Here is a 20,889-nt window from a genome sequence, read left to right on the forward strand (position 1 = left end):
GAAATCTGCGCTCCCCGCCGGTCGGGAAGGTGAACACTCTTCGCAGCGCGAAACCGTGCTAAGATCGAACAATTGGACTGGGGCTTCGTGCTTGAGGGAACCGGCTTGGATAGCTCGCCCCCGACGACGTTCGTACTCAACGGCGTTACCGCCGATCTGAGCAGCGAGACCTTGCGCGACAAGTTCAACAGGACAATCGCACTTCGCCACCAGACCTTCGCGGTGCTCCGCCACCTTCTGGAGAACGCTGATCGCGTCATCACCAAGGACGACCTGATGAAGGCGGTCTGGAACGGTGTAGCCGTGACCGATGACAGCCTGGTGCAATGCATTCACGAGATCCGTGCGGCGCTCGACGACAATGGGCAGGCCGTCGTGCAGACAGTGCCGAGGCGCGGTTACAGGCTGGTCCTTCCCTCAAATGCCGGACCGAGAATGGCCACCATTCTGGCCGCCGAAGTGGCCGCCGAGGGCCGGCCGACAGGCAAGGATGAGCGGATCCCTGCTGCAACTTTCCGGGCGTATAGGCAGATCATCGATCGGCTGCTGGTGCAACATGCGGGTCGCGTGTTCTGGAGCGCCGAAGAGAGCGTGGTGGCCGAGTTCACCGGCCCTGTCGAGGCGATGCGGTGTGCGAGTGAGATCCAGCATGAAGTCGATAGGCGAAACTGCGAAATTCCCGCGACGAAGCGCCTGCGCTTCCGGATAGGTGTTCACCTGGGCTATGTCGTTGCCGAGGGCGACCACCTCGCGGGTGAGGCCGTCGAGGTTGCCGCTCATCTGCAAAAATTGTCACGACCGGGCGGGATTTGCGTCACGGAGGCGGTCCACGCCCAGGCTCAAGACCGACTCTCGCAACTCGAGTTCGTCGATCTCGGCGAGCACAAGCTGAAGAACGTCGCACGCGCCTTGCGCATCTACCGCATCCCCCTTGCTTCGGAGGAACCGGTCAGGTCGCCCTTTCGCGGTCTCGATGCATTCGAATTCGACGATGCCGACCTCTTCTTCGGCCGAACGCGGGCGATTGCTGCCTGCACTGCAAGACTGGAGCAGCAGGCAGCCAGCGGCACGGCATTCCTGCTCATCTACGGAATGAGCGGTTGCGGCAAGTCTTCCCTCCTGCGCGCTGGCCTGCTGCCGTCATTGACCCGGCCTGGAGCCGTGGCGGGCATATCCTTGTGGCGCCGCTGCCTGATCCGCCTCTCCGAAGGACCGGATGCATTCGCTGTGCTGGCCGCGGCACTGCTTCGCGAGGCTGCCGTGCCGGAGCTGGCCTGCGAAGTAACAGCGGCGGAGTTTGCCCGACTCTGCAGGAGCGCGCCGGATAAGGCACTGGCGATGGTTCGACAGGCTCTTGGCAAGGCCGCCGGGCCGGCCCGTCCGCAGATCAGATTGCTTGTCGCCATCGATCAGCTGGAGGAGCTGTTTACGACGGAGAGGGAGCCGGCGACGCGCGAGGCCCTTGTGCGGCTCATGGCGGCGCTGGCCGCGAGCGGACTGGTCTGGGTGATCGCGGCGATCCGTTCGGACTTCTTTCACCGCTGTGGTGAGGTCCCGGGTTTCTCGGCGCTCAGGGACGGGCTCGCCAGCTACGAACTCCTGCCGCCGACTGGCCCAGAGATCGGGCAGATCATCCGCGAACCGGCGGGCGTTGCCGGGCTCCGCTTCGGGGAGAGTGCCGAGTTGGGGCGGCTCGATGATGTGCTGCAGGAGGCAGCAGCTGCCGATCCCGGATCATTGCCGCTTCTCGAGTTCGTACTCGACGCGTTGTACGAGGCCGGTCGCGAGCGACGAGTGCTCACCTTTGCGCATTATCGCGCGCTCGGCGGGCTCGAAGGCGCAATCGCGCGCCGCGCCGATGAAGTCGTAGACTTGCTCGCGCCCGAGATCCAGGAGGCTTTGCCCGCGGTGCTGCGCGCCCTCACCACGGCAAATCCGAGCGATGAAACGGTGACGGCACGTCCGGCCTTGCTCACCGAAGTTGCAGGCACCCCCGCGCGATCGGCCCTCGTCAGGGCCCTGATCGACGCACGGCTCCTCGTCAGCGATGAGGACGCCGGAGGGCATGTCCTCGTCCGCGTTGCCCATGAGGCACTGTTGAGCCGTTGGCCGCGCGCCCGTGACATTGTGAATGCAAACCGAAACTTCCTCGAAACGCGCGAACGCCTAAGGGCCGACGCCCACCGATGGCACCTGGAGAGCAGGAATCGGGAGCTTCTCCTTCCGTCCGGCAAACGCCTCGCGGAGGGCGAGGAGCTGCTGCTGTCAAGGCGGGAGGAGGTCGATGATGACGTCCTTGAATACATCGAGGCGTCCGTGCGTGCCCATCAGCAGAAAGAGGAGAAGGACCGGCACGCAGAACTGGCGCTGATCGAGGCCGCCGAACAGGCAAAACGCGAGCGGCTGGAGCGCGAGGCCGAGCGCCGGAGCCTCGCGGCTGCCGCGGCAAACCGGCTTGCCCGGCGTACGCGCAATGCCGCGATTGTGGCGATGGTGCTCGCTCTCCTGGCGGGCGCAGGCGCACTGGTCGCCTTCAAGGCGCAGGAGGAAGCAAGCTGGCAACGCGACCAGGCGCTGCGCAATCAGTCTCTTTCGCTCTCGTTTCTGTCGCAGCAGTCCACGGCGACAGGCAACACCGAGGCTGCGATCCTCTTGGCGCTCGAAGCACTTTCCTCGAAAGACCAGTCCGAGCGGCCATATCTCTTTGAAGCGGAGGCAGCCCTCTACAAGGCCCTGCTGGCGCACCACCAGATCAAAATCTTCCGGCATGGCGCCGGTGTGGCGGACGCGGCGTTCAATCCGACGGGCGATCGCATCGTCACTGCATCCTACGATAAAACTGCTGGCGTCTGGGACATCTCCAGCGGTGTCGAAACTGCAGTTCTAAAAGGTCATGAAGGGGCCGTGGAGCGGGCTGAATTCAGCCCTGAAGGGAGCCGGATCGTAACGGCCGCGAGAGATGGCACTGCGCGCCTCTGGAACGCCATCTCGGGAGAACAGCTCTCCATCCTGCAGCCGGTAGGCAATTATCCAACGGCAATCTTCAGCCCGAATGGCAAGCAGGTGCTGACGGCGGGGGAAAACAGCGATGCAGTGCTCTGGGACGTCCGGACAGGGAAGAAAGTCCTGAGTGTAGGCAGCGATGGATATGCACGGGCTGACTTCAGTCCGGACGGTCGCAGCTTCGCGACGGCACACAAGCATGTTGTATCGATCTGGAATACCGCAGATGGCGCACTGACACGGTCAATCCGAATGAACTTCCTGCCCTACAGCCTGGCATTCAGTCCCGACGGAAGCCGGCTGCTGGCTGGCGCGTGGGCACCGCTTTCGTACGGCGGTACTTCCTGCCTTTACGATGTGTCGACAGGAACGGAGATCGCAAAGTTGGCCGGCCACGAAAGCGACATGCAATTGAATGGCGTGATTTTCAGCCACGGGGGTCAGCGAATTGCCACGGTATCACTCGATGGCGCTGCCCGGATATGGGATGGAGCGTCGGGAACGCCGCATGGCCTGCTCGGCCAGGAGGTTTCGGGTTTGAGGCTGGCCGATATCGGTGCTGACCAACGCGATGAGGAGATGAACGGTGCGTTCACCCCGGACGACCGCTTCCTGGCGACCGCTTCCGTCAATGGGCCGATCCGCATCTGGGACGTTGAACGAGCCTCGCAGGTCACGACGATCGCTGGTCATGATTCTTTGGTAGAGCATCTGGAATTCAGCCCGGTTGACAGCAACATTCTTCTCACGGCTTCACACGATGGCACCGCTCGGCTGTGGGATGTCGACGGCGCCCTGACGACCACGCTCTCTCATGAATATCGGCCGACCTTCGCGGTCTTCAGTCCCGACAATGTCCACCTGCTGACGGGTGGCGGCGACGGCGCGGTGCATCTATGGGATGTTGTGAGCGGGCGCGAGATCATGCGGCTCGATACCCATGAGATCGTTCAACGCGCGACGTTCAGTCCCGATGGAAGGCGCGTCGCGACGGCATCTCTTGAGGGCCAGGTCCGAATTTGGGAGGTGGCCAGGGGATTCGAGACCGCCCGGTTCCAATCACATGGCGGGCTGATCCAGATCCAGTTTGGTCGCGATGGCAAATTGCTTGTTTCCGCATCGATCGACGGTACCGCCCAGCTGTGGGACGCGGCTACCGGTACCGAGCTGGCCGTCATCAATACAAGCAGCAAGCTGCCGCAGGCCATTCTCAGCCCCGACGGACGTCTGATCTTCGCGGCCAAGGAAGACAATGCGGGCTACCTCCTGAAGGCGGACGGGGCTGAGCTCAAACCTCTTGTGGGGCATCGCGATCGCATCACGGCAGCGGCCTTCAACCCCAACAGTCAACTGGTCGCCACGGGCTCACGCGACCATACGGCCCGAATTTGGTCGACCACGGACGGAGCAAACGTCGCAACCCTGGAGGGACATACCGACGAGGTGACGGTGGTCGCCTTCAACCCGGACGGTCAGTCGCTGCTGACTGCCTCACGCGACGGAGCCGTCCGGATCTGGAGCGTCCCTGGCGGACTGGAAAAGACCGTTCTCAGGGGCCACAGCGGCGCGGTGGACAGTGCCCAGTTCAGTGCCAGTGGTTTGTATGTCGTGACCGCGTCGTCCGAAGATCGCACGGTCAGGCTGTGGGCGACGCAATCGGGGCGCCAGATTGCCATCCTTGCCAGCCACGACAAGGCGGACGCTCGACCGGGCCTTACACGCGCGGCTTTCACTTCCGACGGCACGCGGGTCGCAATTATTTCCGGCGAAGAGAGGGTCCGTATCGTTCGCGTCTTCCGGACACCCAACGACCTCATTGACTTCGCCCGGCGGACCGTGCCTCGCGAACTCACTTCTTGCGAGCGGCGAAGCTTCTTCCTGCCTGAAGACCCTTCAACTGGTACTTGTCCGGGCTGATGTCGGCAGCGGGGTCAGATTTTGCCGCTTGAGCCGGCCGCCGCAACGGGCAACTTAGCGTCGCATTTCAGGTCATTCGTGCCAAAATTTCTTTGCTCCTAACAGCCGCCATTCGGTCATCTGGCCTAGCAGCGGGCTCGGATTAGCGACAGCCAAGCGCTTCGTGCAAGAAGGTGCGCACGTCGTGATCACCGGGCGAAGAGAGAAAGAGCTGAAGGAGGCCGCAGCCTTCATTACGAGAAACGTTACGACGGTCGTCGGCGACGTGTCACGCTTGGAAGATCTGGACCACCCCTATGCCGTCGTGAAAGAGAAACATGGTCACATCGACATTCTCTTCGCGAACGCGGGCGCAGGGACAATCGCACCGCTCGCGGTCGCTACTGAGGCCCATTCTGACCAGACCTTCGATGTGAACGTGAAAGGTCTGTTCTTTACCGTGCAGAAGGCCCTTCCTCTCTTCAAAGACGGCGGTTCGATTATCCTGAACTCTTCAGTGTCGAACGTGTTGGGTGTTCCGGCGTTTAGCACCTACGCCACAATTCGCCACACACGGCGGGCAGCGCTTGCGTGAGCGTGCCTGTCGTAACAACTTCACCCGCGACTAGTGGCTCGCCTCCATAGAGCTCGAGTTGTCGTACAAGATGCCCCAGCGCCTTGATCGGGCTGCCGAGGACCTGAACACCGCCTCCCGTCGCGTGCGCCCCTGTCGCTTCTGAAAGTGTGGCCGAAAAAGTTTCAAGCTCATCAGCCCAAAGTTTTCGAGTTTCGCCGATAGGATGTCGCACGCCTAGCAGCAGTGCAACATCCACGCCGGTGGCTGCCGCGTCGGCGGAATGCCGATACCCAGACGCTTTGCCAACTCGGCACAAAAATATGCCGTGCTCTCAGCCTGGGTTGCTTCCGGCTGCAGCCCGACTATCCGCGCTCCCGCTTTGGTCTCCCGGCTGATCAGCAATTCGGAACAAAGCAGCACAGACTGCGTTTTTTTCAGAGACGAGGTCAATCCCTTCAACCGATCGCGTCTGAAGTGGGCCAGAGAGTGCTCTTTAGACGCCGAAATCCTGATGGTCTCTTCGAGCGCTTACGCACTTATATGTGGCCGCGCCGCTCTTTCTCGCGATCGCTTCAGTATTTTTCAAAGCGCATTCTCCGGCTGAACGCCAGTCCACATGCCGTCGCGGCTGGGGTGGCGGCTGGGGTTTTCGCGTCGTTCTTTCCATTGGGGTCCCATTTCGCCATTGCCGCCATCGTGTGCTGGCTGATCGCAGGAAACATGGTGGCGGCAGGGTTAGGAACGTTTGTCTTTGGCAATCCGCTGACCCTCCCATTTGTTGTGGGAGCGTCCTGGGAGACCGGCAAGATCATGTTGCACGGCCACATGCAAAGTCACGAACGGCCAGTCAATTTGAGTGAGATGTTGCAGACCCTTTCAATTTCGCAATTGTGGGCACCGGTCTTAAAGCCCATGCTGTTTGGCGCGGTGCCACTCGGCCTGATTTTAGGCCTGTTGTTCTATGGCATCACCCGCTATGGCATGACAGCCTTCCGCGAACAGAGGCGCAAGCGACTGGCCGAAAAGGGGGGCCTGCTCCATCAGCAGGAAGACATCGCGTCATCACCCCCGCTGCCGGATCGACATCGCCGTTCTGGCGGGTGAATTGCGGCGGTCTTTTTTCTTTCGGTTGGACTTGGACGCAGCTATTCCCGCTGCTGCCAAAGACTCTCATTTCTTGGTCGGGCCGCGTTCTACGACCGTACGCTCCTCTTTTGAGCGCAAGGCGCGTCGGGGAACAAGCCTTGGTTTCAGCGCAGCCACCTTGAACGCCGCAAAGGCGATGCTTGGTTTGAACGTGCCGCCAACGGCCCCTGCCGTGAGACGGGCTGGGGCGTTCTTGTTTGGCCACTGCCTATCAAGCGAAAGTCTCGCCTGGCTCACCGCCATTCCGCTAACGGCCCAAGCGTTGCCAAGCGTTTCTCTGACGGCCAATTCCACGGCAAGCGTCGCCGGCGGCCTGCCGGGCGTCAGTCGCGCGATATGGACAGCCCCGCGAGAAGCGGAGCGTACGCGGCGAGCCTGCGGGATACGAACTCCGTGAAGAGCCGCACGCGCTTCGTCTTGCGTGTCTCGCCCTGTGTGAGAAGCCAAACTGTTCCGTACATGTGCAGGTCGGTGCCCGGCACCCGCACCAGGAGGGGGTCGGCATCGCCAATGAAGCACGGCAGTGTCGTGATCCCGAGCCCTTGCCGTACAGCAACGATCTGCGCCTCTCCGTCCGTGGTCCTGAATGGCCCCCCCGTGGTGCGAACCTCACCCTCGCTGGCCCAATTCGGAATTCCATGAATGCTTATGACGATCCACCGGATGGGATCAGGCGCGCCCGCACGCCATGCGGCCAGTCGATCCCGGGACATGTAGACACCGCCGAACAGCTCCGGTCCCTTCAGGCCGTGAAGATTGAGCGGCAGGCTTTTGCGGTCGTAAACGACGCGGATCGCCACGTCGGCCTCTCGGTTGGTCAGATTTGCCAGCTCGCCGGACGACAGGATTTCCATCTCGATGTCGCGATGCAGACGCGCGAAATCGGCAAAGTCCGGCATGAGCAGGTGTGTCGCGAGGGTCGGCGCCAACGTCACCCGCAAGAGTCCGCGCACGCTCTGGTCGCGCCCGAAGACGCGCGTCTCCAGCTGGTGCGACGACGCTTCCATCTGGTTCGCGAGCTCGAGCACCTCCTCGCCCGCAGCCGTCAGGCGGTAACCCGAAGGCAGCTTTTCGAACATCTGCGCCCCGAGACGTTCCTCGAGCTGGGCGATGCGTCGCAGCACGGTTGAATGATTCACCCCGAGGTGCGCGGCGGCAGCCCGCACCGAGCCTCCGCGCGCGGCGGCAAGAAAGTAACGAACGTCATCCCAGTCGATCATGGTGCATTCCTGCGCAGCGCAGTGCGGTTTGCAAAGCCCATTCTAACACTCTCAGCCGTAGTTCGCGCGGCCGTCGCGGCGTTCAATCATCTAGCTGGATCGTTTTCGCACCACCGATGTGCGCGATTGCGCACTCACCGCCCGACTTCGGCGAACCCATCTTGGGGCTCTCGCGGGACTTCCCCGTACAGCCAAAGACACGAGACGGCGAAACGAAGGATGCATGACATGAACAGACTGAATGGAAAGACCGCTGTGATAACCGGCGGCGCTACCGGCATCGGCCTCGCTGCGGCAAAGCGCTTCATCGAGGAGGGCGCCTTGGTTTTCATCTTCGGCCGCCGGCAGGAAGCGCTGGACGCCGCCGTGGCTGAGCTCGGGCCCAATGCCCGCGCGGTGAAGGGCTCGGTCTCGGATGAGGCCGATCTCGACCGGCTTTACGCGGCGGTGAGGGCCGAGCGCGGAAGCCTCGACATCGTCTTCGCCAATGCCGGGGCGGGAAGCCCGCTTCCGCTCGGCCAGATCACCGCCGAGCACATTGACGAAACCTTCGACACCAATGTGAAGGGTACGATCTTCACGGTCCAGAAGGCGTTGCCGCTGATGGGCCAGGGCGGCTCGATCATCCTGACCGGATCGAGCGCCGGCACCACGGGCGCTCCGGGATTCACTGCCTATAGCGCGAGCAAGGCCGCAGTGCGCAACCTCGCACGGACTTGGGCGGAAGACCTGAAGGGCACCGGCATCCGCGTAAATGTGCTGTCGCCCGGAGCGACGGCGACCGAACTCGCGAAGGAGGCGTTGGGCGAGGAAGGCCAGAAGGCCTACGGCGCGATGACTCCGCTCCAGCGCATGGCCGATCCGACGGAGATCGCGGCCGTGGCCGCCTTCCTCGCGTCGTCGGACAGCAGCTTCATGACCGCCAGCGAAGTCGCCGTCGACGGCGGCCTGGCGCAACTCTGACCCCGGCGCGATCCCGCGTCTGGGCCACACAATGAAGGAATAGAAGATCATGAAAAAACTTGAAGGCAAAGTCGCAGTCATCACGGGTGGAAGCAGCGGGATCGGGTTGGCCACCGCCAAGCGCTTCGTGGAGGAAGGTGCGCACGTCGTGATCACTGGGCGACGAGAAAAGGAGCTGAAGGAGGCCGCGGCCTTGATCAAACGAAACGTTACGACGGTCGTGGGCGACGTGTCGCGCTTGGAAGATATTGATCGCCTCTATGCCATCGTGAAAGAGGAACATGGTCATATCGACGTTCTCTTCGCGAACGCTGGCGCGGGGACAATCGCACCGCTCGCAGTAGCTACTGAGGCCCACTTTGACCAGACCTTCGACGTGAACGTGAAGGGGCTGTTCTTCACGGTGCAGAAGGCCCTTCCCCTCTTCAAAGATGGCGGTTCGATTATTCTGAATTCTTCGGTTTCGAACGTGTTGGGGTTGCCGGGGTTTAGCACATATGCCGCGAGTAAGGCGGCAGTGCGCAACTTCTCGCGCGCTTGGACTCTAGAGCTGAAAGACCGCAAAATCCGAGTAAATACGATGAGCCCCGGAGCAATCGAGACCCCCGCGTTGGAGACAACAACGGGCCTTACCCCTGAGCAAGCCGAGCAAGCGGTCGCCCAGTTTGCTTCACAGATCCCAATGGGTCGCAGGGGCAAACCAGAGGAAATCGCGGCTGCTGTCACGTTCCTCGCCTCCGATGAAAGTTCTTACATCACCGGCGTGGATCTCGCCGTCGATGGAGGCATGGCGCAGGTCTGACCCCGGCGCGGTCCCGTGGCTGGCCCTTCAGCCCCGCCAGTAGGTGCCCCCGCTTCTCAAACGTTAGTTCCAACACAAGGTAGGAGAAACACTATGAGCTTCGCAATTATCGGCTTCGGCAATATCGGCCAGGCTTTGGCCAAGGCGTTTGCCCGTAAAGGCATCGACGTGTCCGTTGCAACCACGCGCGACCCGGAACGCTTTGCGTCCGCTGCGGCCGCGATCGGGCCCACGGTCATTCCCAAAAAGCTGGCGGACGCGGTCAAGGCGGACATCATCTTTTTGGCTGTCCGTTTCGAGTCGCACCCGGAGGTCGCCAAGGCGCTCGCCACCTGGCAGGGCAAGACCATCGTCGATGTGACCAATGCCTACGGCGTGCCCGCTGAAAAACTGGGAGGACAGCCTTCTTCCAGGTTCGTTGCACAGGCATTCTCTGGTGCAAGGCTGGTCAAGGGCTTCAATCATTTGGTCGCTGCCGTCCTTGATCAGGATCCGGCCGTACATGGTGGCAGGAGGGTCGTGTTCCTGGCGAGCGACGATGACGACGCCGCAGCGGAGATTGGTGTGCTTGCGGAAAATCTCGGTTTCGCGCCGATCAAGCTTGGCGGGCTGTCGGAAGGTGGACTGCTGGTCCAGGCGCGCGGAAATAGCTGGGGTCATCTGATCTTCAAGGACCTGGTCAAGTTCGACTGATGAACACGACTGCCAACCGGCAGGGCCACGATGCACGGATCGGATCGAGCGCGATGCGATCAGTGCGAAATGGAGAAATTCCCATGAGCATTGAGAAGAACATCCAGACCGTGAAGGACTTCTTCGCCGCGATCGACCGCAGCGACAGGGAGGCTCTGATGGCGCTGGTCGCCGAAGACATCGAGTGGATCATACCGGGCAAAGACTGGCCGCTGGCCGGAACGCACTGCGGACACGCCGGGCTGGCGGATTTGCTTGAGACGGCATCCAAGTCGATAGAAACGTCCTCTGAACCTCGGGAGTTCGTGGCGCAAGGAGACCGGGTCCTCGTACTCGGCTTCGCGAGGGGGAAGATCAAAGCGACGAACAAGACATTTGAGGATGACTGGATCTTTGCCATCACGGTCCGGGGTGGCAGGCTGACCAACATCCGGGAATACGTCGACACGCAAGCACTGGCGCGGGCCGCGCAGATGGGCGCGTCTGGGCCTGAGTAGCGCTGGCCATCCGCAGCCATCGGCTCGGGGTAGACGGTGGAACAGCCGAAAATCGCCTCATTGTACGCCGCGCACTCGTCGAATGCCCAACCCTAAAGGAGATTCCGATGTACGACCAATCCAAGTTATCCGAATTGATCCGGTTCGCACGCATCGAGGCGGGCTCCACCGTGATCGACGTTTACCCTAGCGACGGAGACTGGACGCGCCTCTTCTCCGACATCGTCGGACCAGAGGGGCGGGTCTACAGCTTCGTGCCGGCCGAAGTCGCCCACTTCAAGAACGATCCGGTCGGCCTCATGCGGACGCTCGCGAAGGAGCCGGGCCGAGAGAACGTCGAAGCCGTCACGGCGGACCTCGTCGCGATGCCGGAGGTCACCCAGCCAGCCGATGTCGTGTGGTTGCACCTGTTCTACCACGATCTCCACACCGCGTTGATCCAGGCCAAGGGCGCGACGGCGGCCGACTTCAATCGAGCCGTCTACGAGCGGCTGAAGCTCGGTGGATCGTACGTCATCGTCGATCACGCCGCCGCTGCAGGGGCGGGTACGAGCGACGCCCAGTCGCTGCATCGGATTGAACCTGCATCCGTTCGCGAGGAGGTAGAGGCAGCCGGCTTCGTACTGGACGCGGAAAGCACTATCCTCGCGAACAAGGACGATTCACACTCGATCAAGGTCTTCGATCCCTCGATCAAGGGCAAGACCGATCGCTTCGCCTATCGATTTTTGAAGATCTAACACTGAGCCATTCGCCAACGACGTGGTCGGAACTCGTACAGGAGGCCGCTTTGACGCGAAGACCGATTGTGGGTTGGTTCGGAACGACAGCTTACCGCAGACCGGTTAGAACCGGATCGCCCGCTGTCGGCCCTTGCTCAGAGAAAGCTTGTCCCGATGTGCCTTCAAAACCTCGACGTTCGGGGTTAGAGGCTTGCGACAGGTGCCCCGTTGACACTATCCCATCGCGCCGCGCGACAGACAAAATGAGATCGACGGTGCCGGTTCTTGCTAATCTGCACTTCGACTTTGGGAATTCCGATGTTCACTATGCGCTTCCAAGTGCGTCAATAGATCTATGGTGGCGCATTTTGTCAGCCGTTTATTTTCTCCATATAGTTGGGACGTTCCCGTTCAGCTTCGAAACGGCCTCGATTCCAACATCTGCGACGGGATCTTCCGTCCGCTTTTCTTCTGACTGGTGCGGCCTTCCAGGCGTTTGAGCTTCGCGATCTCGGGCACGTCCACGTTTGCCGTCTTGGCGCCGTGGGTCGGCTTGTTGAGCGCGATGATGAAATCCAGCGCGCACGACGGCGGGATCGTATCCCCGGTCTCTGCGTCCCAGCGCCGCCGTTGCAGCGCGGGATCGTGATCGAACTGGACACCGTCGAGCGGGTTGAGCCGTGCGCCACCTGGTTCCTTGCCGTGCTGGCGAACGACAATCTCCAGCTTTTCCTTGACCGAGAGCGGCCGCGGCCTCCACTTCACGGGGGGCCGAGCACCTGGGCGCCGTGGTCAGGCAGGGTTGCGATCCGGCTGGCCATATCAGCCTACATTCAAAGGATGGAGGGCCGCCAGCCGCCGGCCTTTGATACGGTCCGCCAACTGGCGGCTGTCCGCGTCGTCCTGGAACCGCGCTTCCACGTCAAACTCGGTCCAGATTTCCTCAACCTCGGCCTCGGTCTTCGAGTTGGCGAGCCCGATCTGCAAATCCTCGAAGAATTTGCCGAAATTGAATACTTTCCCCGCGCCGTAGTCGAACGGCTCACCTTCCCCCTGCTCGGAAGCCTCGGCGCCGTCGTGCATGTTCTCCATGTCGCTGTCGAACCCGTTATCGGGAATCGTGTCGATGCGGGTCGGCGTGCCCGGGCTCGGCGGCATCGGCGGCGATGGTGGGGTGAGCCTCGCTGTGGGTGCGGGTTCGTCGTCGTGCTCGATCAGCTCGCCGGCGATCTCGCGAGTTTCGAACTCGTCGCGGATACCGCCGAGGACGTCGCCGAAAAGCTCACGGAGGCAGAAGCCGCCCGCTCGCCACTGCTGCATGCGCTTGGGATGACGAAACCAGGAAGAGTCGTTGGGGACATCGCCCCATACCTGCTGATTGTTCTTCCAGACCTTGCCGCGCCGCGTCGGGCGCTCATCCCAAAGGCCTGCCTGCTTGGCGTCAGCGACCGAGTAGGCCTCGACCTTCATTTCGCCGGTATCGATGCGAACCGCCTTGCACCAGCCGATGGTGCGCTCGTCGACGGTGTTCATCTGAGCGACCACGTCCTTGTGTAGGCCGAGATTGAGCAGCGCTTCCTTCGACGCGTCACGCAGGTAGCCCAGCTCTAGGGATTTCGCTCTGCCGGACTTCCGAACAACATTGATTAGACCATCGCCGTAGAGCGCAGGCTTGCCACCGATTACGGTGAAGGATCGAAGCGCCACCATGGGCGGCAGGCCAAGCTCCGCGCCCGACATGATGACAATGGCGACCGCGCTCGTGCCCTTCTTGCCCCAACGCTGCCAACTTTCCGGCGTGGCATTCTCGCCCGGCTCGCGGCCGACCAGCGCCTGTGGCGCCAGCCCTGCCTCGACGATCATGGTGGATAGCCTCCAGGTCTCCTCCAAATTCGACGGGATGATCGCGCTGACCATCGCGCCGGCCTCTAAGCTGGCGGGAAGCTTGGCTCGTTCGTTCATGATTTTGCTCCCTTGAGATGCGACCATTGCTGGTCGCTTTGGATTTTGCTGATGTGCTGGCTGCTGACGCCGAAAATCTTGGCGATGTCGCCTTGCGGCATTCTCGCCGTCAGGACCCGAATGGCTCTGACCTCATCTTCGGTGAGTTTTGCTTTGCCGCAGCGTTCGCCGCGGCTGTGGGTGCCATGAGGGATGCGGTAGGCCATGTTTTCCACATGGGTTTTCCAGGACAGGTGGTGTCCCGCGACGCATGCGAGATGGCCGTTGCCGCATGAATGCGCCGCTTCATGCTCAGGCGTCGGCGGCGGTCCGTTGCGCCTCTCGCACACAATCCGGTGCACGGTGCCTTGCCATACGATCCCATAGCCATCCTTGTTCGTGGCGAATGGCCAGAACAGGCAGTCCTTCCCTTCGTATGGAAAGACAACATCGCGCAGAAAGTCTTGCGCTGGTTGCGGCCTCCGAATGGCAAGCGGATCCCGATGTCGGAGCCAGCGCTGGTGGTGCTTCTTGCACCAGCCACGAGCGCTGCGTTGCTGCTCGCAGCCATCTATTGAGCAGGTGGCGTTCATTTCCAATCCTCGGGGTTAAACTGATTGTTGCGCCAGTAGCGGCGCATCTCGTCGTGCTCGATCCGCACCTCGTTCCACGCGTACCAGCAGGCCGCGCGCCCCTCGCGCAGCAGCGTGCCGACGAAGGCGATGACGATCACGGGAAGCCAAAGGATGATGATGGTGAGGCGAACCGGGCTCATGGCTATTGGTCCACGTCGTCGAACATCGACCGGTTGCCGTGTTCGTCCAGTAGCGTGCCGTCGGGCGACCACATGTGGACGCCGTTGGGGTGCTTCTGCTGACGCTGTTCGTCGGTGCGCATGTCGATGCGCAGGATCTCGACCTTCGCCAATTCGGAGTGAGTCTTGATCTCCGCAACCACGACCGAAACCTCTCGGCCGCGCATCGGGATCATGACCCGCTGGCCGACGGCGACGTCGAAGGCGCCGGCGAAATAGTCATAGGTCTTGTCGCTCTCGCCGAATTTGACGGCGACGATTTTCTCAGGCTGCACGGCGGTCCTCCACTTTCTCGACGCCGGCCAGCTCCAGCCCGGCCTTGACGGCACGGTTGGCAAGCTGCTCGACCAGCGCTTTCATTTCGGGGTGATCTTTCAGCGCCAGGAGCGCCTTCTCGTAGTCGACGATGCGCGCCGAGACGAAGGTGCGCAGCGAGATGCGCGCGCCGGTCCTCCCGGCATTGGCGTTGCGCGCCTGTGCTTCCCGGTCCGCCGCCGCCGACTGTTGTGCCAAGCGATCGGCTTCCATCTGTGCCGCCTCAAGGTCCGCTTCCCGCTGGGCCCCGACCTCGAAGGATGACGCGACGCCGGTGGATGCCGTCACTTCGGCGGCGCGCTCGGCTTCAGCGACCTTGCGAGCCGCCGCATCGGCCGCGCGCCGGATGCGGTCAGCGTCCTCTCGCGCTTTGGCTTGGCGCACCTGCTCCAGCCGGTGCTGCTCCTGCAGGAAGGCGTCTGTATGCCGCTTGAGGCGTTTCGACAGTTCGGCAGGCTGCTCTTTGAGGTCGCGCCACTTGTCATCGACGGTGCGGCCCTCATCGAGCGACGGCTGTTTCTCGACCTTGTGCTGGTCGGTGGCCTTCTTGGCGATCGTAGCTAGCCGCTTCGACCAGATGGCGGCTTGATCCGCCTGTTCCTGCGTGGTGATCGCCTCTTTGAGGAAGGCTTCCGCCATTTCCTTCTCGGCCGCGAGTTCGACTGTCAGGTCCCTGTGCAGGTCACCGGTCTTTTCCAGCAGGTTGTGTTCCTTCGCCACCGAGGGCGGCTCGTCCGGCCATGCGCCGCCGGCCAGGACCGAGTGATAGAGCGCTTCGGTGATCGGGTTGCGGCAGGCGTAGCTCCAGACGCGCAGCGCGTTGGCTTCCTCGCCACCCTGCAGGCATATGATTTTGCCCGCCGTGTCGCGCCAGATGGCGACAGGAATGAATGGCGAATTCTTGAACGGACGGTTCCTGAAAAATCCTGACTCGGGGCTATCCTCGGAGACGCTGAGCAGGGCCAGTTGGTCGCGCGTCAGCTCTCGGCAGTCGCCGCCGGCCAGCATCAAAGCGTGACGCCACCATGCGTATTGATCGGTCATTCGAGCGAATCCTTTTGCGTCATACGTGAAACCATTTTGGCACCAAAAAGGGCACGACCAAGCGGTCGCGGGTGCTGTCTGCTGCCTATGTTGGAAGGACCCGGCCGAACTGGTGCGGGAGGAGTGGCCACCACTAGCCCGGCCGGGAACACGCAGATACTCAACACACGATCGCCAGCCATGATGGGGAAATACAACCAGGGGGAACTGGGCCATCGGTCTTGCGATCCTTCTACGTGAAGTGATCGTAACCAATTTGGTGCGGATTGCAAGAGGTGTAGCCGAAATGGTTACACCTAGAGCAAAAAAAGCAAATCAGAGTGTGGATATTCTCAGCCGAGCCCGGCCAATAACCTTCAATTCCGCAGGAGCGACGGTTTCGTTGATCGCTGCAGGGTTGTCGCTATGAACCTGAATCGCACCAGTTGTGGTCGGCGAAAGGTAGCGCCACTGCACCACACCGCCGATGTCGAGGGCGTAAAGGCCCGGTCGCGTCGGTTCGTTGTCATCCGTATCGATTACAAGTGCATCACCTTTGGTGACGAGGTCACTGGCCTGGTAGGCGTCGACCATCATGAACCGGAGGTTGTGGCCCGACGAGTTTGGCAGCATCCGTGCCAGAAATTCGGGCTCGATGGCCAGTCCAGGCAATTCCGGGCGTTTTCCACGGCCACTGGCGATCTCGAACACGTTGTTGAAACGTGTGGTGTCGACGCGCGCGAGTTCGGGAAACAAGAGTTCCTGGGGCGTGCAATTGAGGAGCGGCGCTATCTTCGCGGCCCATTCCGTCGTGAGCTTGCGGTGGCCATCCTCGAGGCGGCCAAGCTGCTGGCGCGTAACGCCAACGCGGCGCGCCAACTCGGATTTGCTGATACCCACTTTCTCGCGGAAGAGCCTGATTCCGTTCTCCATGCCACGGCGGTACCTCAAAATAATTCACAGCGGAACTGCGCCAGATTGGTTACAAATCTTGACGTGTAACCAGAATGGTGCAAAATGTGTAGCATGGTTGATCATCATCCCCTGAAAAACTGGCGCGAACAGCGCGACCTGAGCACGGCCGACGTTGGTCGGCTGATCGACTGTACGCGCCTGTCCGTCGATCGCTACGAAGCCGGTCGGATGCCGAAGCAACCATATCTCGACCGCATCGTCGCTATGACCGACGGCGCGGTGACAGCAAACGACTGGTTGGGCAAGGAGGCTGCTGATGTCGTTGCGAAGCGACAGTCTCCGGCTTGACCCGTGGCACGATCAACAGGGTTCCTCGTTCCGTCCGAAGGTGGCCGGCGCGTTCAACAACTGCCCAAGCCGCGAGGCCAAGCGGTATCCAGGTATCATCGTCAGTCGCCATTCGCAGCCTCCTTGCACCGATGGCGACAATGGCGCGGAAATTGTTGGAGGTGTCCGACAGGGCATCCGAGAATCCCGACGGATCGTCGTTCCTTCTCCTGCTTTTAGTGAGGAATCGATGCAAGACATTGCAGAAGAGCTACAACGGGTGGTCTTCAAGGCCGCCGGTCCTATCAAGCCAGGCATGAGCATCAAGGCCCAGATCAATGCTGCCTGTGACAATCTCGGCTATCCGCGCGGCTTCTGGCGCGTGCGGGAAGCCTGGTATGGCGAAGCGTCCAACTGGCGCGGTAAAGCCATCTTCGATCTTCTAGCCCGCTACAACCGGCTCTGCCAGAAAGCCGGCTCCACACTGGAGCCGGCCAACGACCCCTTGGCAAATGCCACTCGGTCCAGAGAGCAGGGGTGATTATGCCAGCGTCTGCTAACTTAGTCTTGATTTCCTCCGGCAATGACTTGGTCTTATGTCACCCACGCAATGTTTCGGCCTGAAACATTCCGGAGGAATTAACTAAAATGAAGCAGACTGACGAGGGGCCAACAGTAAACGGCGAAGTAAAGGCCGTGATGGCCGGATTCTGCGCAACGGCCAGAAGTATCGGAGTGTCCGCAGCGGAGCGGGCGGCAACGGTGCATCTGGTCGCGGCAGCGGCATATCTGGGAGAAACTGTCGGCCCTAGCATGACGAAGCAAATCCTATCGGCAGTGATGGCGTCGATCGGATAGGCAATGAACTTAAGTACCGAACGGCAATACCATTTGTAACTTGTAGGAATTGCCGCTCCTCACGGTTGAGAGAGCGACGACATGACGATCATAACCCGCAAGCGGTCAGACCAGTTCGCCATCATCCCGAACGCTGTCGCCAGTGACGACAGGCTGACGTTCGAGGAGCGTGGCGTGCTGGTCTATCTGCTGGCAAAGCCGCACGACTGGAATGTGTCGGTCAAGAACCTCCAGAATGAAGGCGGCATCGGCCGCGACAAGGTCTATCGGATCCTCCAAAAGCTGGAGCAAGTCGGCTATCTCAAGCGCGAGCAGACCAAGAGTTCAGACGGGCGCTTCGGCGCCTTCAACTACACCATCCATGACGATGCAGTGCCCGGGAGCCTGGCTCTGCCGCGTCCTGAAAATCAGGAAGCGGACGGACCGCGTTCTGAAAACAAGGAAGCGGCCTCACCGCTTCCTGAAAATCCGGCAACTGGTTTACCGCTTAACGGTGGATGCGACACATACAAAGAACCCATTCAAAAAATCTCCCCCCTTACCCCCCTGATAGATGGTCTTTTGGACAAAATGGTTTCCTCCTGGCCGCAGGAGCAGCTTGGCAAACGCGACGTCGCCGAGCGGGAGCTGATGAACCTCCCAGCCGACAAGCGCCAGCGCGCTGCCGATTGCATCCGGGTGTTCCTGCGCCACTGCAAGCTGCGCCGGGAAAAGATACCGCGCTTGTCGGTCTACCTGTCCGCCCAAATGTTCGAGATCGTCTATGGCGCGCCGGACCTCGATGGCGCCGGGTACTACCGCATCCATCCTGATCGTGCCGAGTGGGGTCCGTGGCTGCGCCACGTCAGGGCAAAGTACGGCGAAGACAAAGCCGCAAAGTGCGAGGTCGCGAAGATCATCCTCGGAAAAACACGCTGGCCCGACGATCTTTCGCTTGCCAACGATGTAACCAATTTGGCACCATCGGCAACGAAAATGGCACCTGATTCGGCGGTTCGGGGTTGATTGGGAATGGTACGTCTTTTTCTCGACACGCCGGCGGACTTGGAGAAGCGGATCGACCGCTTCATCGAGCACATGCGCCATGCCGAGGACATCTTCTTCGTCACCAGCAAGCGAGGTTTGCCGACACCGCGAGACCTGCTCTGGCTGCTGTTTGCCGATGCCGTCGATACGGCCCGCAACATGCGGGACCAAGAGCGCCGCATGGTGTCGAAGGTCGGCTCGGCGATGCCGTCGGCGCGCGACACCGAGAACGAGCGGCGCGTGCGCGAGCTGGCACGCTTGATCGACGGTATGCCGCAGTACGACGACACCGAGGTTCGCATCGTCGTTCATGAGTCGGCCGTAGACCGGATGGTCGACATCATGGACTTGCTTCGGTTCGTGCGGGCAGGGCGGCAAGGCCAAGACGCGCTGCGCTACAAGCGGACGTTCTTGGCGCACGCCGGTGGCTACGGTCCCGAGTTCTGTACCCGCGTTTGGGACAAGCACCGCAGCGACATGATGTCGAGGCAGACGCTGCACGACGTCAAGAGCCGGGTGCTCGGCCAGATCCTCGCCGGCATCGAGCAGGAATTTGGTCTGGTCCGCACCAGCCGGGGCTTTCGGCGCCTGACCATCAGGGAGATCGAGAAGCGACGGAAGGAACGCAAGCGCGAGGAAGTGCGTCGCCGGCGCGAGGCGCAAGAAGATGCCGGTTGACATCGCCATGCCGCGCAACCTTTTGCAGCGCCGCAAGAACGCCGGCTATGCCGCGGTCTGCGCCGTAGGCTTCGATGCCGATCCTGGAGTGTTCCGCCTCGCGACGGCCGAGAACATCGAAGGCCATCTGCCGCTGCTCCAGCCAGGCCGATGGGAGAGGCTTCATTTCGCCCATGTCGTCTGGACGCCCGGAATGCCGGTGGCGCGCACCATCGTGCTTGGCGCCGAACGGTTCCTGGCGAACTTTCATCTTGGTCAGCACTGGTATCGGGCAAGTCTCGAAACGCTCAACAGCATGCTCATGGCCGAGGCCGTGGCACTTCGGTCAACGATCTGGTCGCATCCCGAGTTGATCGCGCGGCTCCGGGGCCAGGCTGACAGCGAGGCCGATCGCTTTGCGGCGGGGATTATTTGATATTTCCGACAACCGATCGCATCGCGCTAGCCATCGTCTGTGCGCCCGCAAGCTCGCTGAGGCCGATCCGACCATCATTGCCGATCGCACAGTCGTCCCTCCGCACCCCTATTCCATCCCCGCCAGGAGAGCATGCTTTGAACCATTTCGCAGGCTTCACAACGCCGGTCGTCGGCGGCCATCACGCCATGCTGCGCTTCGCCGAGGATGGCAAGCCCGAGCCGGTTCTGGGCCCAAAAGGCACGCCCATGCTATTCCCAACCGAGGCAGAGGCATGGAAGGCTGTTACAGAGCATCTCCTCCGCTATTTCAATGGGCAGATGAGGCGCGACGGCGAGACCATCACCAGCGCCCGCGACGCGGCCGAGCGCATCTTCCGCAAAGGCCGGGTGATCCCGGTGGAGCACAGATAGCATGGCGGGATTTCGCGAGGGCTGGGCGATCAAGTCGCCATCGGCCACCAAGGCGCACTACTTCCGGCGGGATGGCCTTAGCCTGGCCGTCTCGCTCTGTGGCGCCCAGGATGGCGCGGCCGGCTGGCTGCAGGATCCGGGTGACGTCGACCAATGCGAGCGATGCGCTCGGCTGTTGGCGAAGGAAGTCGCGAAATCGAATGCTGCGCCGCCAGAGGCAGGCCAGGGCGAGCGCGGCGACCATCGGACGTGTGATGCGACTCCCGAGCCCGCAGGGTCATCTTACAAAAATAACTCGACTTCTAACGTGAGTGATTGCTACATTAGCAAGAACTTACACCCCCCTCTGGTTGTGAGCACGATGTATTTTCCGCAGTTCTTGGTTGGGATGTTCACCACGTCGACCGTTGTGGCGATTTGGACTTACATAGCAACGGGGTCAGGCTGGAAAGCGCTCGCCTGGACCGCACTCACGTTGATTATTTTGCAAGTTGGATATTTCCTCCTGGCCCTCGGGCTTTTCTATCAGCGTTCGACCAAAAGCACCCACGCAAAACCGGACCCTGTCAGCCCTGTTAAACCACTGTGTCGAGACGATGGTGTTTCATCACGGTGAATGCCTAATTACCTGGATCTGGGAGGGGC

22 protein-coding genes and 1 pseudogene are annotated in these 20,889 nt (G+C 61.4%); 15 read left to right on the forward strand and 8 right to left on the reverse strand.

Annotation, left to right across the window (positions count from 1 at the left end; all coding sequences use genetic code 11):
• Positions 1–72: 72 nt before the first annotated feature.
• The 3 genes and pseudogenes from AC1D10_RS15110 to AC1D10_RS15120 all read left to right on the forward strand — a co-directional run bounded on the left by AC1D10_RS15110 (position 73) and on the right by AC1D10_RS15120 (position 6,580).
• Complete coding sequence (locus AC1D10_RS15110) at positions 73–4,920, forward strand: nSTAND1 domain-containing NTPase (RefSeq protein ID WP_477273006.1); 4,848 nt, start codon at positions 73–75, stop codon at positions 4,918–4,920.
• Between the two features lie 118 nt (positions 4,921–5,038).
• Positions 5,039–5,458 (forward strand): annotated as a pseudogene (locus AC1D10_RS15115) (SDR family NAD(P)-dependent oxidoreductase); the annotation flags it as partial.
• Between the two features lie 504 nt (positions 5,459–5,962).
• On the forward strand, positions 5,963–6,580 hold the full coding sequence (locus AC1D10_RS15120; protein WP_477273008.1) for a DUF2062 domain-containing protein: 618 nt from the start codon (positions 5,963–5,965) through the stop codon (positions 6,578–6,580).
• A 365-nt stretch (positions 6,581–6,945) separates the two neighbouring features.
• On the opposite strand, the gene AC1D10_RS15125 is transcribed toward AC1D10_RS15120, so the two are convergent.
• On the reverse strand, positions 6,946–7,842 hold the full coding sequence (locus AC1D10_RS15125; RefSeq protein WP_477273010.1) for a LysR family transcriptional regulator: 897 nt from the start codon (positions 7,840–7,842) through the stop codon (positions 6,946–6,948).
• A gap of 228 nt (positions 7,843–8,070) precedes the next feature.
• Between AC1D10_RS15125 and AC1D10_RS15130 the strand changes: the two genes are divergently transcribed.
• The 5 genes from AC1D10_RS15130 to AC1D10_RS15150 all read left to right on the forward strand — a co-directional run bounded on the left by AC1D10_RS15130 (position 8,071) and on the right by AC1D10_RS15150 (position 11,537).
• Positions 8,071–8,805, forward strand: a complete 735-nt coding sequence (locus AC1D10_RS15130) for an SDR family NAD(P)-dependent oxidoreductase (RefSeq protein ID WP_477273012.1) — start codon at positions 8,071–8,073, stop codon at positions 8,803–8,805.
• A 49-nt stretch (positions 8,806–8,854) separates the two neighbouring features.
• Positions 8,855–9,607 (forward strand): SDR family NAD(P)-dependent oxidoreductase, encoded by a 753-nt coding sequence (locus AC1D10_RS15135; RefSeq protein ID WP_477273014.1) that lies wholly within the window; start codon positions 8,855–8,857, stop codon positions 9,605–9,607.
• A gap of 93 nt (positions 9,608–9,700) precedes the next feature.
• On the forward strand, positions 9,701–10,300 hold the full coding sequence (locus AC1D10_RS15140) for an NADPH-dependent F420 reductase (protein ID WP_477273122.1): 600 nt from the start codon (positions 9,701–9,703) through the stop codon (positions 10,298–10,300).
• Positions 10,301–10,383: 83 nt separating this feature from the next.
• Positions 10,384–10,797: a nuclear transport factor 2 family protein gene (locus AC1D10_RS15145; RefSeq protein WP_477273016.1), complete on the forward strand. Its 414-nt coding sequence runs from the start codon at positions 10,384–10,386 to the stop codon at positions 10,795–10,797.
• Between the two features lie 107 nt (positions 10,798–10,904).
• Complete coding sequence (locus AC1D10_RS15150; RefSeq protein ID WP_477273018.1) at positions 10,905–11,537, forward strand: class I SAM-dependent methyltransferase; 633 nt, start codon at positions 10,905–10,907, stop codon at positions 11,535–11,537.
• 393 nt (positions 11,538–11,930) lie between these two features.
• On the opposite strand, the gene AC1D10_RS15155 is transcribed toward AC1D10_RS15150, so the two are convergent.
• From AC1D10_RS15155 to AC1D10_RS15185, 7 genes are all read right to left on the reverse strand, one after another.
• On the reverse strand, positions 11,931–12,284 hold the full coding sequence (locus AC1D10_RS15155) for a hypothetical protein (RefSeq protein ID WP_477273020.1): 354 nt from the start codon (positions 12,282–12,284) through the stop codon (positions 11,931–11,933).
• A 57-nt stretch (positions 12,285–12,341) separates the two neighbouring features.
• Entirely contained in the window at positions 12,342–13,481 is a 1,140-nt protein-coding gene (locus AC1D10_RS15160; RefSeq protein WP_477273022.1) for a hypothetical protein, read from the reverse strand.
• Positions 13,478–14,053, reverse strand: coding sequence for a hypothetical protein (locus AC1D10_RS15165; RefSeq protein WP_477273024.1), 576 nt, complete (start codon positions 14,051–14,053; stop codon positions 13,478–13,480). The genes AC1D10_RS15160 and AC1D10_RS15165 overlap by 4 nt, the downstream gene beginning before the upstream one ends.
• On the reverse strand, positions 14,050–14,235 hold the full coding sequence (locus tag AC1D10_RS15170; protein WP_477273026.1) for a hypothetical protein: 186 nt from the start codon (positions 14,233–14,235) through the stop codon (positions 14,050–14,052). The genes AC1D10_RS15165 and AC1D10_RS15170 overlap by 4 nt, the downstream gene beginning before the upstream one ends.
• A 2-nt stretch (positions 14,236–14,237) precedes the next feature.
• Positions 14,238–14,549: a primosomal protein N' family DNA-binding protein gene (locus tag AC1D10_RS15175; RefSeq protein ID WP_477273028.1), complete on the reverse strand. Its 312-nt coding sequence runs from the start codon at positions 14,547–14,549 to the stop codon at positions 14,238–14,240.
• Positions 14,539–15,633 (reverse strand): hypothetical protein, encoded by a 1,095-nt coding sequence (locus tag AC1D10_RS15180; RefSeq protein ID WP_477273030.1) that lies wholly within the window; start codon positions 15,631–15,633, stop codon positions 14,539–14,541. The genes AC1D10_RS15175 and AC1D10_RS15180 overlap by 11 nt, the downstream gene beginning before the upstream one ends.
• A gap of 315 nt (positions 15,634–15,948) precedes the next feature.
• Positions 15,949–16,545, reverse strand: a complete 597-nt coding sequence (locus AC1D10_RS15185) for a helix-turn-helix domain-containing protein (RefSeq protein WP_477273032.1) — start codon at positions 16,543–16,545, stop codon at positions 15,949–15,951.
• Between the two features lie 93 nt (positions 16,546–16,638).
• Between AC1D10_RS15185 and AC1D10_RS15190 the strand changes: the two genes are divergently transcribed.
• From AC1D10_RS15190 to AC1D10_RS15220, 7 genes are all read left to right on the forward strand, one after another.
• Complete coding sequence (locus AC1D10_RS15190; RefSeq protein WP_477273034.1) at positions 16,639–16,875, forward strand: helix-turn-helix domain-containing protein; 237 nt, start codon at positions 16,639–16,641, stop codon at positions 16,873–16,875.
• The gene (locus tag AC1D10_RS15195) at positions 16,844–17,395 is read left to right on the forward strand and encodes a hypothetical protein (protein ID WP_477273036.1); all 552 of its coding nucleotides are present in this window, start codon (positions 16,844–16,846) and stop codon (positions 17,393–17,395) included. The genes AC1D10_RS15190 and AC1D10_RS15195 overlap by 32 nt, the downstream gene beginning before the upstream one ends.
• Before the next feature lie 398 nt (positions 17,396–17,793).
• The gene (locus AC1D10_RS15200) at positions 17,794–18,717 is read left to right on the forward strand and encodes a hypothetical protein (RefSeq protein WP_477273038.1); all 924 of its coding nucleotides are present in this window, start codon (positions 17,794–17,796) and stop codon (positions 18,715–18,717) included.
• A gap of 39 nt (positions 18,718–18,756) precedes the next feature.
• Positions 18,757–19,416, forward strand: a complete 660-nt coding sequence (locus tag AC1D10_RS15205; RefSeq protein WP_477273040.1) for a hypothetical protein — start codon at positions 18,757–18,759, stop codon at positions 19,414–19,416.
• Positions 19,406–19,831, forward strand: a complete 426-nt coding sequence (locus tag AC1D10_RS15210) for a hypothetical protein (RefSeq protein WP_477273042.1) — start codon at positions 19,406–19,408, stop codon at positions 19,829–19,831. The genes AC1D10_RS15205 and AC1D10_RS15210 overlap by 11 nt, the downstream gene beginning before the upstream one ends.
• A 137-nt stretch (positions 19,832–19,968) precedes the next feature.
• Entirely contained in the window at positions 19,969–20,244 is a 276-nt protein-coding gene (locus AC1D10_RS15215; RefSeq protein WP_477273044.1) for a hypothetical protein, read from the forward strand.
• 1 nt (position 20,245) lies between these two features.
• Complete coding sequence (locus tag AC1D10_RS15220) at positions 20,246–20,860, forward strand: hypothetical protein (RefSeq protein ID WP_477273046.1); 615 nt, start codon at positions 20,246–20,248, stop codon at positions 20,858–20,860.
• Positions 20,861–20,889 lie beyond the last annotated feature (29 nt).

It is taken from the genome of Mesorhizobium sp. P2_A8, from assembly GCF_056404935.1.